Here is a 16,337-nt window from a genome sequence, read left to right as displayed (position 1 = left end):
TTTTATCATGAAAATATATAAGTTTCTATTTGTATTTCTGCTTTCGGCAGTGTTTGTTTCCTGTTTGGATGAACTGGATACAAATCCTACTGACAGCACATCAGGCGATGTTTTATTCGCGGATGTGAATAAAGCCAAAGTTGCCCTGAACGGGATTTACAGAGCCATGTATGTAGCAGAGGAATGGTCTGAAGGCTGGGCGCCAGAGGAATTTGCCATTACTGCCTTTACTTTAACCTACGACCTCATGGGAGAAGACATGGTGCAACACGAAGGTGGTCAAGGCTGGTTCTGGTTCGATTACCGGTACAATGTCAAATCTGACTATACCCATAAAGATGGTCGTCCTTACTCGGTCTGGTATTTTTATTACACCATTATTTCCAATGTAAATGCCATAATTGCTGCTGAAGAAGGCATGGAAGGATCTCCTTCCGAAATTAGCAGTTTAATAGGACAGGCTTATGCTTTGCGTGCTTATGCATACTTCGGCCTCATTCGCTTTTACCAGCAAACCTATATTGGTAATGAAAATGCTCCGGGTGTTCCCATATACACAGAACCTACAACAAATATTTCGGAAGGAAAACCACGGGGAACTGTAGCCGAAGTGTATACACAAATTGACGCTGACATGGAAGAGGCGCTACGATTGCTGGATCCTGATTTGGCGGCACCAAGAAATCATCCCTCACATATCGATTATTATGTGGCAAACGGGATAAAGGCAAATATTGCGCTTGAAAAAAACGAGTGGGCGACAGCAGAAGCTGCCGCCAAAACGGCCATGAGCGGAGGAACAACCATGCTTACTATGGATCATTTAAATAAAGGTTTTGCCTTTAATGATGCTACTGCACAATCAGTACTTTGGGGGTTGAAAATTGTGGCAGACCAGTCAACCAACTACGATTCTTTCTTTTCACACATGGACGCCAGCACTGAATTTTATGCACAAACTTCGCGAAAATGTATCAGCACCTGGCTTTATAACCAGATGCCCGATACCGATGTGCGCAAAAACAACTGGTGGTATGGCCCAATTGAAAATGAGTCGGAGTTGGGAACCGAAGTCAGTTACAACCAGTTCAAATTTCGCTTTTCCGATGCGAACAATGCACTGGGCGATTATATTCTGATGCGCCATGAGGAAATGATGCTCATTGCAGCAGAAGCCATGTGCATGCAGGGAAAATATGGCGAGGCAAGAACAATGCTTGAGGATCTGATGGCTGAACGCAATCCTGATTATAACATTTCGTCGCGTACCAATTCCAACACTTTAACGACCACCGATGCCAACGGACCTACAACTCCTGCCGGAGGACCGGTAACCCTGCTCGATGAAATTATTTTACAACGCAGAATTGAGCTTTGGGGCGAAGTGGGTCGCATTATGGATATCAAACGGCTGAAAACCGGCTTTACGCGCGACTTTGAAGGCAGTAACCATCCCGACAAGCTGGTTACCCGAAATACCCTTGACCCGGAATATCCGGATTTTGTGATGGCTATTCCGCAATCGGAATTCGACGGAAATAAAAACATGGACGAAACGGCCGACCAAAATCCGTTCGCCAGTAATTAATCTTAAAATCAAACATCATGAAACATACTTATTTAATACTTATACTTTTAGCAATGGCCCTTTTTTCCTGCGACCAGGAAAATATGGGGACTTTATATGAACCGGATGCGCCTTATGTGGCATTTAGTTCACCTGTAGTTTCCGGGAATGTTTTGTCTGCCGAAAATGATTATGCAGTCCGGGTGCAGGTTGTACGTTCAGAATTATCCGGTTCTGCCACTGCTACCGTTTCCCTGGAAATGAACGAAAACATCGAAGGTGTTTTTGATTTGGAAAGCAATACGGTCACTTTTGAAGATGGAAAAGGTTCCGCCTATTTGAAAATTGTTCCGCTGGTTGAACCCGGGCAAATTGACCCGACCAAAAATTACGTATTCAACCTCACGCTAACCGGCGATAATGCGTCGGAATTTTATAACAAAACTTCTTACAGGGCATCGTTCAGATACACGCCAATTGGCACAGGAACTTTCACTTCAGTATTTTTTGACGATGAATGGCCTGTGGATTTGGAAAAGCTGGAAGTGGGGAACCTGACTCTTTACAAAGCAAAAGCCCTTTACGAAACCGGTTATGATATTACCATAGTTGTGGAAGGTGAAAATGTGACGGTGAATGACCAGGCAGCCTGGTACTACGACGATGAATATGGAGAAGTATTTATTACGGGAACCGGCACGATAAATGGAAAAACAATTACCATGTCATTAACCCATTTCATCCCCGATGTTTATGCCTGGGATCCTGAAACGGAAGTTTTAACATTACCATAAATTATTTATTCCCTCTTTTTAAAAATGGCCTTTTGGGGCCATTTTTTGTTTCTGCTGCCTGGCAAGCATCACATATTCGTGTGGTTTTTTGATTTTAAATGAAATTTGAAATGCAGGATTTCGTAATTTTAGAAGAAAATAGATTCATGATCAGAACTTGTTTCTTTTTCTTCTTTTTAATAGTTTACCTTACCGGGTATGGGCAAATGTCCTACATCTTTAACCGTTTTTCACGAAACGAAGGATTAAACACAAACAATGTTAATTGTGTGTGGCAGGATAAGAAAGGTTTTTTGTGGGTAGGTACAGAAAACGGCATTCAACGTTTCGATGGAAGGAAATTTGTCAGTTTCGGTTCATTTACCTTAAACCAGACTATGCCACCGTTTGGTGTAGATCAAATCCTGGATGCCGGGAACGGGAAAATGTGGCTCCGCCAGGGAAACCTCATTGGATTATTCGATCCGGTAACGTTTAGTTATTCTGATGTTCCCATCAAAAATCAAAATCACCTCCCTGCCCAATCAGATTTAAATTTGTATTCCGACAGTAAAGGAAACACTTTTCTATGCACACATAAAACCAGTTTACTGTACTTCAATAAAGCTGAAAACCAATTTACTAGCGAGAATCTTCCAATAAAAGTTCCCGAAGGCTGGACAGTAAACAATTTGTTTGAAGATACCATTACCGGAGATTACTGGATTTGCAGTGACCAGGGCCTGGCGGTTTATCAAAGCAAAACACAAACCCTACTTTCTTCTGAAAACAACCCTCAACTTCTGCCTCTTTTTGAGCGTAATGATTTAAAATACATCTACCGCTTTTTTGTTGCCAAAGACCGAACCTGTTGGATAATCCGGTGGGACTATAGTCCTGAAATCGAACCGGTTTTAATTCACTACAATCCTTTTGAAAATAAGATATCGGATGATATTGCCGGAGTTCAACCGGCAGGTACAGAATATCAGGGCCCCTTCTGGATCGATGAAACCCGAAACGGACAAATATGGTATGGCGGTGTTAACACGCTGGTTTGTTACGATTTCAAACTGAAAGCTTTTATACAAAACAAAAAGGTAAAACCTGAAGATTACGATATCAAATTCAGGGAGACGAAACATATGTTTGAAGACCGGGAAGGCAACATCTGGCTATCAACAAATAATGGACTTTATGTGGTTACCTCTGAAAATAAAATGGCATTTAATGTGGTTTTAAGTGACCTGAACCAGGGCAAGGATATTGTTATCAATTCGATACTGGAAACCAAAGAGATGGAGAATTGGATTGGCACATGGGAAAATGGAATTATTGTATTTGACCCGCTTTTTGTAAAAACTGATTATGACCTTTACAGCACAATTCGAGGCGAAAACCTACCCAATTATAAGAAAGTCTGGGATTTGTATCAGCATTCAGAAACCGGCTTAATCTGGTCGGGATGCCAGAACGGAATGATGGCTATTTTCAACCCAAAAACCAAAAAGCCCGTTAATTTGCTTGAACCGCCGGTTTTTGAACATGCTCCCATACGGCAGATTATGGAGGACAGGGAAGGAAATTTATTTTTTGGTACCCAAAAGGGGCGGTTGGCCAAATGGAAAAACGGTTCTGAAATTACCAACAATAACTTTGAAATTGTCCGCGACTTTAATGCCACCATTTATCTCCTTTACAAAGACAAAGAAGAACGGATTTGGGTGGGAACCCGCGACATGGGCCTTTTTGTAATGGATCCGACCGGAAAAAATGTGCTTTTACAGTTTAATGAACAGCCCGGTTCCTATACTTTTATGGGCAATAGTGTTTTTGATGTAGTTCAGTACAACGACAGCATTTTTTTTGTAAGCACAGGTTTTATAAATATTCTGAACCTGCAATCGGGGAAAATACAAACCCTTACACAATACAACGGATTGCCCGGGGGTGGTATTACGCGGCTGTTGCTTGATGATGAGGGTGTGTTATGGTTTACCCACAACAATGGACTTGGAAGCTATAATTATCAGAAAAACATGTTTATATCGTACAACGAAAGAAATGGTATTATTATGGCCGATAAATCGACAAATGCAAAATTTAAAATGCGAAACGGAGAGTTTTGGTTTGGGGGAGAAAACGAGTTATTCGGATTCTGGCCCAACGGTTTAAAACTTAAAATCGCTCCTCCTGATGTGACGCTAACTGATTTTAAACTATTCAACACCTTCATCCCGCTTGACTCGCTGCTTGCACTCGAAAAAATTACCTTACAACCGGAGCAGAATTCGCTTACATTCTATTTTTCGTCGCTTAGTTTCACCCAGCAAGACAAATTAATCTATTTCTATAAAATGGATGGGGTTGATAATGAATGGACCAGGGCAGAAAGCGATCTCGCGGCTAACTATACCACACTGTCTCCCGGAGATTATACTTTTAATGTAAAATGTATCAATATGCAGGGTTTTGAGTCAGAGAACAACACAACCGTTCAACTGACTATATTGCCCCACTTTTACCAGGCATGGTGGTTTTACTTCCTGGTGATTTTATTTTTTGTCGGAATTATTTATACTTTTCATCGTCAGCGGTTTAACAGGCTTCTCGCCGTTGAGCGAGTCCGGAATAAAGTGGCCCGCGACCTGCACGACGATGTGGGTTCTACACTGAGCACCATAAATATTCTTAGTTCGATGGCTAAAACAAAATTGCTGACTGACCCGGTTAAAACAAGCGAATATATTTCGAAAATTACCGACAACAGCCAGCAAATGATGGAAGCCATGGACGATATTGTTTGGAGTATAAAACCCGACAACGACAACATGCAACGAATAGTTGCACGAATGCGGGAATATGCCGCCTCCATTCTGGAACCCAAAGAGATTGGAATTGAATTCAGTATCGATGAAAATATTTACGATCTGAAACTTGATATGGAAACCCGGCGCGACGTATTTCTTATTTTTAAGGAAGCGGTTAACAACAGCGCAAAATACAGCCACTGTTCCGAAATTAAAATTCGTATAAATTTTGAAAATAAGAAACTAACAATCAATATTTCAGACAACGGAAAAGGTTTTGATGTACAAAAGGCTGATTCGGGTAACGGATTGGGAAATATGTACAAACGGGCAGAAGCATTGCATGGCACAATCAGCATTAACAGCGAAGAAGGGAAAGGGACTCATATTTCACTGATTGTGCCGGTAAACAGTTAATTTTTCACATGTTTATGTGGAAACAACATGATATTTTGTTGTTTACATTTGCATAAAACACGAAGTATGATAAAGGTTCTGATATACGAAGACAACCCTCAGTTAAGAGAAGGGCTTACCATGCTAATTGATGGCAGCGAAGGATTTAATGTGGTGGCATCCTATAATAATTGTACAAACATTGTTAGCGAACTGAAGACATGGAAACCGGATGTTATATTGATGGATATTGATATGCCGGCCATGAATGGGATTGAAGGCCTTAAAAAAATCAGGGAAATCAACCAACAGGTAAAGGTGCTGATGCTTACTGTTTTCGATGATAATTCAAATGTTTTTGAAGCCCTGAAAAATGGCGCAAACGGATACCTTTTGAAAAAAACTCCGCCTGCAAAATTGCTGGAATATATTGATGATGTTGCTTCGGGTGGCGCACCCATGACTTCGTCGATTGCCACACAGGTTTTAAAAATGTTCTCCGAACTGCCCGGTCAAACTAAAAACGAATATCACCTGAGTGAGCGTGAAAAGCAAGTATTGCAATTGCTGGTTAACGGCTACAGCTATAAAATGATTGCCAGCGAAATGTTTATTGCCATTGACACGGTGCGTTCCCATATTAAAAAAATTTACGAAAAACTTCAGGTAAACAGCAAAAGTGAGGCCGTGGCCAAAGCATTTAAGGATAAGCTGATCTAATCTTTATTCAATTACAAATACTTCCCCAAAACAGATTTTTACCATCAAAATTATGTAGGTGTTAAGCCCTCAAATAGCAAGAGAAAAACAAAACGCCAACGCTTTAGCAATATTATCAGGAGGCTCATAAACTTTCAAACCTCGTTCTGCACTTCACAATAAAGACATAAAACTCTGAAAATATGTGATAAACTATCACATTTTATTTCACTATAAACCAGCATATTTCACATTTCTATGCGATTGTGCCCCGCTCATATTTGCCTTTACTTTGCTTTAGTTCAATTTTAATTATTACAACTATGAAAACAAAATTTACAACAATTACAATGTTTGCTCTTATTTGCCTGGGAATTGCTGCCCACGGGGTAGAAAAAAATGCTGAACCCGGCAAAATACACCTTTCAGATGCGAAGAAAGCTCTGATGGAAAGATCTGAAAACTCAGGGCATCTTAAAACTCTGTTTTTTACCGGAAATCAACTCTCGGTTCCCCGTAACAGCGAAGATTATTCATGGGATGAGGATTTAAACGATTGGAAACATGTGTCAAACACCTCATACACCTACAACAATGCCGGAAAATTAACAGAAGAAATTGTCAGGGATGCAGAGACCAATTATTACCTCACAAGAGATACGTATTCAGACAATCCAGACTACATTTTTGAAGAAGTATCCTATACCTGGATTATGGATGGATGGATTTCAGTTACCGGAGAAAGAGCATCGAGGACAATCAGCGCAGAGAGCCCGTTTGAGGGTTATAACAATGGGATATTATACCAAACCCTGGAAAATGAAGAATGGGTATTCAAAACCTGGATCAAGTATATACTGAATGATTACGGAATTCCGACGATATTGGAAGAAAACCATTGGGAGAGAAACAACTGGATTCCGTACAGCAGAATGGGACTTCTTACCTGGGCCGACTGGCCAAATCGCAAGCTGGCTGCCTACACAAAGCAAAATATGCAGGGATACAACTGGGTGAATGCCGAACGTGTTTCCATACAATACAATGGTGAAAATTATACCGAAACAACCGAAATTTGGGAAAACGCAGAATGGGTAAACAGTACAAGAGAAACTTATTCGCTAACAAGCACCGAAGAAGAATTAACATTAGAAAACTGGACTGCACAGGGATGGGAAAACACTGAAAAATACCAGGGTACATTCGACAATTTTGGCAATCCTACCGGATTGAAGTACAGCTCGTGGTACGACAACGACTGGAAAGTTGATTTGGCACTCTTTATGGACCTTACCTACAACGAATCGAATGATGTTACGGAAATGGTTATTCGCCAGTGGGACCCTTCGTTAACTGCTCCCGAAAGCCTTTCAAAATACGTTTTCAGTAACTTTTTGCACTTTACAACCGATGTTCCTGAAATGAGTGTGCTTGGCAATGTGAAAGTTTTCCCCAACCCGGTAAGTAACAATTTTAATATTCAAATCAATGAAAACCTAACATCAGATTACCAGGTAAATATTGTAAGCCTTGCCGGACAGACTGTTTTTAGCAATACATATTCAGATTCTAACATATCGATAAATGCAGGAGGATTGCCTTCCGGAATGTATTTGCTGAATGTAAAAAGTGATGAGGGATGGACATACACCAGTAAATTATTAAAGAAATAAAAACATCATGAAAACAATGAAAACAGAAAACAAAAATCGAAAATTTGTTCCCGGCAGTAAATTCAGCCGGGACAAATTTTTAAATCTCAACCTCGAGAAGTTCGTTTTATTCGTACTTCTGGTCTTCCTGCTTTTACAACTGAGTGCAAAAGTTAATGCTACAAAAGATTCCTGGCAATACACATTATCGTCGGGAGTTCATTCTTTTTATGCCCCTATCGAAAATTTAAAGTGGAATAATTCGGGATTTGTAGTTTCGGGTGAAATTAACCGGCTGCTTGGGCAAAAGCAATTATTTTCTGCCGGCTTGCAGCTTCAGCACGGGCAAAACAATTACCAGGGAGACGCTACCAGCATTCAGCTTCTGGGGCAGTTTTTACCGGTAGTTTTCAGTAAAATGGAACTGGGGATTGGCACCGGTGCCGGCTACAGGTTTTCCGGGTACAACTCTTCTCCTTTAATATGGAATGGCAGTGGGTGGGAAAATGCAAAAAACTACAAAGGTATGGTACAGATACCGCTTCAGTTAAGTGCCGGTTACCGCTCAATAAATATTTCACCGCTAATGGTAACACCTTTTGTGGCTTACCAAATGCAGGCCTTGTTTGGCTATAATCCAGATATTAGTCCGTTGCCAGATTCCAGCCTCATGTTCGGGTTCAAATTTAAATTCAAATAAACATTGAAACACCATGAAAACAATTCAAATTTTAATTTTTGCAATTTCCGTTTTGGTTTTGGCGGGTTCCTGCCAGCAAAACCTGCTCGATACTGATTATCTGCCCGGAAACGATAATATTGATTCCAATCCGGATCACCCGATGAAAGACTCCATTCAGGCTTTGGTAAATAAATACATTTCCGATGGAATACCGGGAGCGCAGATTGTAGTAAAAAGCTACGATGGCTGGTTTTATTACTCAGGCGGTTATGTCAAACTTGAGACAAAAGAACCTTATCGTTCGGGGGGAACAGCCTGGTTGTTCAGCATCACAAAAACTTACACTGCAGCGCTGATAATGCTTCAGAAAGAAGCAAATAAAATTCATCCCGACACATTGATTTCAGCCTATTTGCCAGCTCATGTGGCAAATAAAATTTCGGAGCATGAAAAGATAACAGTTCGTATGCTTTTAAATCACACCTCGGGGATTGTAAATGTTACTGAACTTCCTGAATTTGTTGTTGGTCAGTTGAATGACCCGCTGAAACAACCAACAATTGACGAACGCCTGGAAATGGTAAAAGGAAAACCGCTTTTGTTTGAACCCGGAACCGATTTTATGTACTCAAATACAAATTATCTGCTACTTCAACTTATACTGGAAAATGTAACCAAAAAAAGTTACTGGGAGTTATTGGAACAGAACATTCTGCAACCACTGCATCTTACTAAAACCCGGTATAACCTTTCGGAAGGACAAACAATTGGAATGGGATTCCCGAATTATTATTTCGACCGCCATGCCAACGAACAACTGGAAAACATTACCAAATGGAACAACGCTTTGGCCAATGCCAGCGATGCTTACGGCGCACTGGCAGCCCCACCTGCCGATGTTATTCGTTTTCATGAGGCTCTGCTTGAAGGAGAAATTGTAACGGAAAGTTCACTCGAAGAAATGCAAAACTGGATTGAAGGTGTTCATTCTACCGAACCTGAATACGGCGAGGGTTTTGAATACTGGCAGTTCAACCCTGGTTCATCACCTCAATTCGGGCACGAAGGCGATGGAATTGGATGCTCAACACAATTCTTTTATGTGCCGGACAATAAAACTTACATGTACATTAACATTAATGCAGGACGACAATTGTACGGGCCGTATCTTTTTAAAATAACTGATATGAAACGCGATTTGTGCCGTTTCGTAGCAAACTGGCAATTGTAAAATTCCGGCAGAGTGAACATCGGAATTAAGACAAGCAGCTATAAAAATCACACAATTATGTGATTTACACAAATTTGTTTTTGCCCGAACTTTGTGTTTTTCAACAAAGGAAAATCTGAGTAGTAACATGAAAAAATGTATCACAAAACTTTAAATACCATGAAAAGAATTTATTTGTTCTCAGCATTTTTTGCAGCTATGCTTTTTGCCTGCGCACCAAAAACAAACGAACCGGTTGAAACCCAAAAAATTTCGCTGGACGATCAAATTGCGAAAGGAGAAAATCTGGTAACCGTACTGGGATGCAACGATTGCCATTCGCCTAAAGTTATGACTGCAACCGGACCTGGTTTTGACACATTAAGACTTCTTTCCGGTCATCCTGCCGATGAACAATTACCACCCTTTGAAAAAGAGGTTTTAAAATCCTACGTATTATTCAACATGAACAGTACAGCAACTATTGGCCCCTGGGGAACTTCGTTTGCCGCCAATCTCACTTCTGACCAAACCGGTATTGGAAACTGGACGGAAGAACAGTTTATCAGGGCAATGACGAAAGGAAAATGGAAAGGAATAGAAAACAGCAGAGATTTATTACCGCCAATGCCCTGGCAGGGTTACAGTCAGATGCCGGTAGAGGATTTGAAAGCAATTTTTGCTTATCTGAAAAGTACGAAACCAGTAAATAATGCATTTCCAATGGCTATTCCACCAACGGAATAAAATTTACAGGTTTGAATTAATTAACTCTAACTTTCATGATAATTATCTGTAATGCCTGAGCCGGGAACTTTGTTAAACCGGCTCAGGATTTTATTCTGATAATTAAAAATCTGGTTATTGTATCATTTTGATGGAATGAATTTTTACCGGTTCCTTCAAATACTGATTTTCATCAGGCAGTTGCTGAATTTTCCGAACCACATCCATGCCGTTTAAGACCTTTCCAAAAGCTGCGAATCCCTGACCGTCCGAATTTCGTTTGCCTCCAAAATCCAATTCGGGCTGGCTGCCCATGCATATAAAAAACTCGGTGGAAGCTGTGCCCGGTTCATTCCGCGCCATCGAAATAGTACCGTCCAAATGTTTCAGACCGGTTTCCTTTGTGGTTTCGTGTTGTATTCCCGGGTGCTTTTCTATTTCCGCATCCGAATACAACCCGCCCTGAATCACTTCAATTTTAATATCATTATTTGGCTGATTATCCTTTCGGACAGTGCGATAAAAAACAGCATTTTTAAAAGTGCCGTTTTCAACGTGTTCCAAAAAGTTTTTGGCAGTAACCGGTGCATGCACTGTGTCAATTTCCACAACAATTTTTCCCGGTGGAGTCTGAAATTCAACTTTGGGAAGAGGTTGGCTCCATAAAGAATAATTTGTTAAGAACAAAATTGAAAATATGAGTAAAAAGCGCATAACTTAAAAATGAATTGTTTAGGCTAATGTAAAGATTTTATTTCCTTTTTTCGTTATAAACCAAAATGAACTAAAGTTCTTTATTGAAATAATTGAATAGTTTTTATTTTTGCTTGTATGAACTACGAATGTTTGATTTGCCAGGTAAAAGCGTTGCAGCAGAGGCTTGAAAAATATGAAATCCCGGAAGAAAAACGTGACCATGTGGTAAGTGAGATGTTGAAAAAAATTGCTGCTACCGATTTGGAAACGAGTTTTTCGCCGGAAATTACGCGGAATATTCTGGCGCGTTTAAGGGAGTATTCAAATGTTGAAGATCCTTACCGGAAAGAAAAACAGGAAGGGAATCGTTTGATGCTTGAACGTTACGGTGAATTCCGCGAAATGGTGCACAATTCAAAAAATCCGTTCGATACGGCACTGCGGCTGGCTATTGCAGGCAACATCATCGATTTTGGCCCCACAAATCATTTCGATGTGGAAGGGACAATCGAAAAAGTATTGAATTCAGCTTTTGCCATTGACCATTCACAACAACTTCAAAATGAAATAAGCAAAGCAAAAACCATTTTATATCTGGGCGACAATTGTGGCGAAATGGTGCTCGACAAACTGTTTATCGAAACTATAAATCACCCCAATGTATTTTTTGCAGTGCGCGAAAAACCTGTGCTGAACGATGCAACTGAAAAGGAAGCCCGCGAAGTAGGGATTCATCACGTGGCAAAAATCATCTCCAATGGCGACGATGCTCCTTCTACACTGCTGCATCGTGTGAGTCCGGAGTTCAAAGAAATTTACCAAAAGGCCGATCTCATTATTTCAAAAGGAATGGGCAACTATGAAGGACTGATGTTTGAAACTGACCCGCGACTTTTCTTTTTGTTGATGATAAAATGCCCGGTTATTGGCCGGAAAATTGGTGCTGAAAAAGGGGAGTTTGTGGTGAAAAGGAGTGTTGTACCGGGTTAAAACGATTTTTCAGTTGTTTTCAATCATATTCTCCACTTCATTTTTTAAAAGAGGAAGATGTTTTATAATGATTGCCCAAATATTCTCGTCAGAAATATTATCATAAGCATGAATGATTTGATTTCTTAATCCCACAATCCGTCTGGCATTCTCAATCGGAAAATTTGGGTCGTTATTGAGAATTCGTTTTACGGCTTCACCAATAATTTCCAAATCCCTTTCCACAGCCCTTTTAAGAATAGTATTGTTTTTATAATATGTAAAATCCAGTGGTAGATTGGTGAAATAACCATCAATCTCGTTTAGAGCATTCCGAATATCATACAGCCACTTTAGAATCTTCTCGTCCATATAAGAATATTTTATTTCGGTTTATCGAACGTTTGAGTATCGGATTCTTTAAAGTTTGAATTTCTACCAAGTCAACATTTCTGGAGAGAAGTTTTTCCAATTGCTCTTTTAAATCCATATAATTATCGAAATATTCCCTGTGGTCAACATTTTGAAAACGAACTAAAAAGTCGATGTCACTTGATGCCGAAAAATTTTCTTTGGTAACAGAACCAAAAACATACAATTCGGCAACATGATACTTGTCACAGAGTTTTTTAATTTCGGATATATTTTTTTTAATCAGCTCCATTTTTCAAATTTATAGAAAATTAGTTCGTGTGATATAAATTCTCTAAAAGATTCTACCCTTTCGGTACCATCGTTATCAGCGGGATAATCATTTCTTCCAGCGAAATTCCACCATGCTGAAACGTATCTTTATAATAGTTTGCGTAATAGTTATAATTATTCGGATAGGCAAAAAAGTCGCTGTTGCTGGCAAAAACATAACTGGTGCTCACGTTTCTCGACGGGAGGTAAGCTAGCCTTGGGTCGCGCACTTCAAAAACATGTTTCGATTTGTAATTCAGGTTTTTACCCAATTTGTACCGCAAGTTGGTGTTGGTTTCGCGGTCGCCAATCACTTTTACCGGATTATCTACCCTGATGGTACCATGGTCGGTGGTAATTACAAGCTTAATATTGTTTCCGGCCAGATTGCGGATAAGTTCGCGCAATGAAGAATGATTAAACCAGCTCAGCGTTAACGAGCGGTAAGCCTTTTCATCGTTGGCCAGTTCGCGAATCATTTCCATTTCGGTGCGGGCATGCGAAATCATATCCACAAAATTGAAAACCATTACCGAAAGGTCGCTGTCCAGAATGTTTTTCAGGCTTTCTGAAGTCTGGCGGTCGCGCCGGATTCCTGAGCCCTTTTCATAATAGAGCTTTTCTTTGCGCCGGTGCCGCTCCATCTGTTTGCGCAGGAGTTCTTCCTCATGGCGGTTTTTATTTCCTTCATTGTCATCGTCTTCCCACAATTGCGGATATACTTTTTCAATTTCGGACGGAAGCAGACCGGCAAACATGGAATTGCGCGCATACATGGTAGCTGTGGGCAGAATACTCAAATAAAGTTCATCGGAATCGATCCTGAAATACTCTTCAAAAACCGGACTGATGGTTCGCCACTGGTCGAAACGCAGGTTGTCGATTACCAGCACGAAAACCTTTTGCCCGGAATCGAGCATCGGAAATATTTTATGGTGAAAAATGTCGTGCGAAAGCAACGGGCGCTCGCCAAAATCTTTGTTCAGCCATTCCAGGTAATTTTCCTTTATAAACTTAAAAAAAGCTTTGTTGGCATCGTCCTTTTGCATGGCCAGTATCTGATCCATGGCATCGTCTTCCGAAGTGGCCAGTTCAATTTCCCAATGAACCAGCTTTTTATAAATATCAACCCACTCATTGTAGTTTAAACGGTCGTTTATGCGCATGCCAATTTGCGAAAACTGCGTTTGGTATGCCGATGTGGTTTGCTGTGTTACCAGCCGTTTCTGGTCTATGTTTTTTTTCAGCGAGAGCAGAATTTGTTTCGGGTTCACCGGTTTGATGAGGTAATCGGCAATCTTTGAACCAATAGCCTCGTCCATAATATTTTCTTCTTCGCTTTTGGTAATCATCACCACCGGCACATTGGGCGAAACTGCTTTTATTTCAGTCAGGGTTTCCAATCCCGACATCCCCGGCATGTTTTCATCCAGAAAAATAATATCGAAAAAATTTTCTTTTACTTTTTCAATGGCATCCAGACCGTTGTTGGCTGTTTCTACTTCGTAATCTTTACTTTCCAGAAAAATAATGTGTGCTTTCAGTACATCTATTTCATCATCAACCCAAAGTATTCGTGGTTTCCTCATAATCTGCTTCTTAATTGTTTTCAATTGTTGTAAAGGTAGTAACAAAAAAAGTGCCGGGGTAATGGCTTAACAAACTTTAACCCGGTTATTCACTCAGGTAAATACGTTTGTAAAAGTCTGTATATTCGTTAATGTTTTTTTCCTGAAGGAATATTTCGAAGTTTTCGGTTGAAATAAGAAAGTTGCGATAGTTGGCAGCGCCCAGCGGTGCATACAAATCGCGGTTTTGCACCACAGTTCTTGAGTAGCGGGTTGCAGCTTCATTATCAGGCAGGCCGGAGATGACAATGGCAACGCGATAATCATCAATTGTTACCTCTTCAATTTCCATCGTTTCGTTTTTACCAGCCTGGTTAAATTGTTCCAGACCATTGATGAATTGTGTTTTATCAACACCTTGGGCAGGAATAACAAACACAAAATAATGCGGTTTATCAATTTCTGTGCTGTATGGGCCTGCATACGTTTCAGGTGTTTCTTCCGGTTCATCCATTACAACCTCTTCCGTAGTTTGAACCGGCTGTTGTGTTTCTCCTGCGGGCTGTGCTTGCTGTGTCGGACTGCGCTGAATGTAATTATCACGGAAGAAATTGATGTACTCCTCTACGTTGTTTTCTTCCATGAGTTTTTCCAGATTTTCGTCTGAAATCAGGAAGTTGCGGTAAGTGGTTTGTCCAAGCGGTTCAAACAGGCTTCGGGTAATAACCACTTTTCTGAAGTACGACATGGCCTCGTTGAGCGAAGGAATTCCCTGCACCACCATGAGCTGATATTCACCTGACGGTTTTACCTGGGTTGCCAGATTCCAGCCTCTGAACTCGTCGCGGTTAAATTGTGCAAAACCACTCAGCGCCTGGCGCAGGGACAAACGCGTGTCTTTTACCGCCAGCACAAAATTTTGGGTTGTATCAATATTTCGGGTAAACATTGAACTTGCCCCGGTTTCAACAACCCTGAATTCGCCCCGTTCACGCAGCATTTGTTCTTCTTCGCGTGCACGTGCCATCAGTTCTTCAGGTGAAATTTCAAGCTCATCGTCGCTAAAGTCGGGCCCAATGTAGCGACTGTAGTTTTTCACGAAAAACTTAAGGTAATCGGCCATGGAGCCTTCCGAAAGAATTTGCCTGTAATTGGTGGAGGAAATAGCAAAATTTACATAGTCGATTCCTGAAAGGGTTTGAAATACCGGCGCACTGCGGATAATTGCACGGTGGTAAATCACTCCGTCTTCTTTATTACTTAACGACCTGACCACTATAAAATTAATCTTTTCATTCAGCGCTTCGGTTTCAATATCGAAATCAATTTTGGTGTAATGGTCGATGTTGTAATTGGCAATGTCGAATTTTAGGCGATTTAAATCTATATTTTCATTACGTGGGTAAGCAATTATGAAATAGTGGAGCAAGTCCTCATCGTAGGTAAACCTTCCGCCAAACTCATCGTTTTCCATCCGTTCAGCCAGCAATACTTCTTCGTTTTGAATTTCTTCGTTGATGTATCCCAGGTCCACCAGCTTTTGATAGTCGGCCAGCGTGCTGTCCTGAATCAGTGTAAGTATTTCTGTTGCCAGCGGAGTTGGTTCAGCCTTAGGCCAGGTTTCAATGTAATTTTTCAGCAGGCTTTCAAAGTTATGAATATCGGTTTGTGTTCCCTGGGCCACAGTTTGCATAAAATCAATTTTCGGAACAATTATACTGTCTGGTTGCAATTGTTTCATTGAATTGGCCAGTGTAATTACATTCCGGTAATTGCCCGAGCGGTAATTTCTGAATGTTTCTTCGTACATCCGGTTCAGGCTGTCGGTGCGGGCCTCCAGTTCCACAAAAAAGTTGGGATTCACAAGATATTGTGCGTATTTGCTGTTGGGAAATTTGGAAATAA

General features: G+C 40.7%; 14 protein-coding genes. 10 read left to right on the top strand and 4 right to left on the bottom strand.

Annotated features, from left to right (window positions below):
• Positions 1–7: 7 nt before the first annotated feature.
• From ACESMA_RS00320 to ACESMA_RS00285, 8 genes are all read left to right on the top strand, one after another.
• Positions 8–1,588: a RagB/SusD family nutrient uptake outer membrane protein gene (locus ACESMA_RS00320; protein ID WP_372946742.1), complete on the top strand. Its 1,581-nt coding sequence runs from the start codon at positions 8–10 to the stop codon at positions 1,586–1,588.
• A gap of 17 nt (positions 1,589–1,605) precedes the next feature.
• A complete protein-coding gene (locus ACESMA_RS00315; RefSeq protein WP_372946741.1) occupies positions 1,606–2,361 on the top strand; it encodes a hypothetical protein in 756 nt (251 codons plus the stop codon).
• A 146-nt stretch (positions 2,362–2,507) separates the two neighbouring features.
• The gene (locus tag ACESMA_RS00310; RefSeq protein ID WP_372946740.1) at positions 2,508–5,567 is read left to right on the top strand and encodes a two-component regulator propeller domain-containing protein; all 3,060 of its coding nucleotides are present in this window, start codon (positions 2,508–2,510) and stop codon (positions 5,565–5,567) included.
• 66 nt (positions 5,568–5,633) lie between these two features.
• Positions 5,634–6,266 (top strand): response regulator, encoded by a 633-nt coding sequence (locus ACESMA_RS00305; RefSeq protein ID WP_372946739.1) that lies wholly within the window; start codon positions 5,634–5,636, stop codon positions 6,264–6,266.
• 302 nt (positions 6,267–6,568) lie between these two features.
• Positions 6,569–7,918: a T9SS type A sorting domain-containing protein gene (locus ACESMA_RS00300; protein ID WP_372946738.1), complete on the top strand. Its 1,350-nt coding sequence runs from the start codon at positions 6,569–6,571 to the stop codon at positions 7,916–7,918.
• Positions 7,919–7,925: 7 nt separating this feature from the next.
• Positions 7,926–8,597 (top strand): hypothetical protein, encoded by a 672-nt coding sequence (locus ACESMA_RS00295; protein WP_372946737.1) that lies wholly within the window; start codon positions 7,926–7,928, stop codon positions 8,595–8,597.
• A gap of 13 nt (positions 8,598–8,610) precedes the next feature.
• Positions 8,611–9,810 carry a serine hydrolase domain-containing protein gene (locus ACESMA_RS00290; RefSeq protein WP_372946736.1) on the top strand — a complete coding sequence of 400 codons (1,200 nt, stop codon included), beginning with the start codon at positions 8,611–8,613 and terminating at the stop codon, positions 9,808–9,810.
• Between the two features lie 159 nt (positions 9,811–9,969).
• Positions 9,970–10,536, top strand: a complete 567-nt coding sequence (locus tag ACESMA_RS00285) for a hypothetical protein (protein WP_372946735.1) — start codon at positions 9,970–9,972, stop codon at positions 10,534–10,536.
• A 114-nt stretch (positions 10,537–10,650) separates the two neighbouring features.
• Here ACESMA_RS00285 and ACESMA_RS00280 read toward each other — a convergent pair whose 3' ends face one another.
• Entirely contained in the window at positions 10,651–11,229 is a 579-nt protein-coding gene (locus tag ACESMA_RS00280; RefSeq protein ID WP_372946734.1) for a peptidylprolyl isomerase, read from the bottom strand.
• A 117-nt stretch (positions 11,230–11,346) separates the two neighbouring features.
• Here ACESMA_RS00280 and ACESMA_RS00275 point away from each other — a divergent pair, with 117 nt between their 5' ends.
• Positions 11,347–12,201: a damage-control phosphatase ARMT1 family protein gene (locus tag ACESMA_RS00275; protein ID WP_372946733.1), complete on the top strand. Its 855-nt coding sequence runs from the start codon at positions 11,347–11,349 to the stop codon at positions 12,199–12,201.
• A gap of 9 nt (positions 12,202–12,210) precedes the next feature.
• Here ACESMA_RS00275 and ACESMA_RS00270 read toward each other — a convergent pair whose 3' ends face one another.
• The 3 genes from ACESMA_RS00270 to ACESMA_RS00260 are packed head-to-tail and all read right to left on the bottom strand — an operon-like array spanning position 12,211 to position 14,453.
• Entirely contained in the window at positions 12,211–12,552 is a 342-nt protein-coding gene (locus ACESMA_RS00270) for a DUF86 domain-containing protein (protein WP_372946732.1), read from the bottom strand.
• Positions 12,521–12,844: a nucleotidyltransferase family protein gene (locus ACESMA_RS00265; protein WP_372946731.1), complete on the bottom strand. Its 324-nt coding sequence runs from the start codon at positions 12,842–12,844 to the stop codon at positions 12,521–12,523. The genes ACESMA_RS00270 and ACESMA_RS00265 overlap by 32 nt, the downstream gene beginning before the upstream one ends.
• Positions 12,845–12,896: 52 nt before the next feature.
• Positions 12,897–14,453 (bottom strand): response regulator, encoded by a 1,557-nt coding sequence (locus ACESMA_RS00260; protein WP_372946730.1) that lies wholly within the window; start codon positions 14,451–14,453, stop codon positions 12,897–12,899.
• 832 nt (positions 14,454–15,285) lie between these two features.
• Here ACESMA_RS00260 and ACESMA_RS00255 point away from each other — a divergent pair.
• Positions 15,286–15,384: a hypothetical protein gene (locus tag ACESMA_RS00255; protein WP_372946926.1), complete on the top strand. Its 99-nt coding sequence runs from the start codon at positions 15,286–15,288 to the stop codon at positions 15,382–15,384.
• The last annotated feature ends 953 nt before the right edge of the window (positions 15,385–16,337 follow it).

This window comes from Mariniphaga sp., from assembly GCF_041687215.1.
In the GTDB taxonomy this organism is placed as follows: domain Bacteria; phylum Bacteroidota; class Bacteroidia; order Bacteroidales; family Prolixibacteraceae; genus Mariniphaga.
The sequence above is the reverse complement of the archived record's forward strand: the minus strand, read 5'-3'. Positions and strand labels throughout refer to the sequence as shown.

Bases quoted from the DNA above. Each gene is read 5' to 3' on its own strand.
- ACESMA_RS00310 (WP_372946740.1), top strand. From the start codon at position 2,508: ATGATCAGAACTTGTTTCTTTTTCTTCTTTTTAATAGTTTACCTTACC.
- ACESMA_RS00260 (WP_372946730.1), bottom strand. From the start codon at position 14,453: ATGAGGAAACCACGAATACTTTGGGTTGATGATGAAATAGATGTACTG.
- ACESMA_RS00270 (WP_372946732.1), bottom strand. From the start codon at position 12,552: ATGGACGAGAAGATTCTAAAGTGGCTGTATGATATTCGGAATGCTCTA.
- ACESMA_RS00290 (WP_372946736.1), top strand. From the start codon at position 8,611: ATGAAAACAATTCAAATTTTAATTTTTGCAATTTCCGTTTTGGTTTTG.
- ACESMA_RS00305 (WP_372946739.1), top strand. From the start codon at position 5,634: ATGATAAAGGTTCTGATATACGAAGACAACCCTCAGTTAAGAGAAGGG.
- ACESMA_RS00265 (WP_372946731.1), bottom strand. From the start codon at position 12,844: ATGGAGCTGATTAAAAAAAATATATCCGAAATTAAAAAACTCTGTGAC.
- ACESMA_RS00320 (WP_372946742.1), top strand. From the start codon at position 8: ATGAAAATATATAAGTTTCTATTTGTATTTCTGCTTTCGGCAGTGTTT.
- ACESMA_RS00280 (WP_372946734.1), bottom strand. From the start codon at position 11,229: ATGCGCTTTTTACTCATATTTTCAATTTTGTTCTTAACAAATTATTCT.
- ACESMA_RS00315 (WP_372946741.1), top strand. From the start codon at position 1,606: ATGAAACATACTTATTTAATACTTATACTTTTAGCAATGGCCCTTTTT.
- ACESMA_RS00295 (WP_372946737.1), top strand. From the start codon at position 7,926: ATGAAAACAATGAAAACAGAAAACAAAAATCGAAAATTTGTTCCCGGC.
- ACESMA_RS00285 (WP_372946735.1), top strand. From the start codon at position 9,970: ATGAAAAGAATTTATTTGTTCTCAGCATTTTTTGCAGCTATGCTTTTT.
- ACESMA_RS00300 (WP_372946738.1), top strand. From the start codon at position 6,569: ATGAAAACAAAATTTACAACAATTACAATGTTTGCTCTTATTTGCCTG.
- ACESMA_RS00275 (WP_372946733.1), top strand. From the start codon at position 11,347: ATGAACTACGAATGTTTGATTTGCCAGGTAAAAGCGTTGCAGCAGAGG.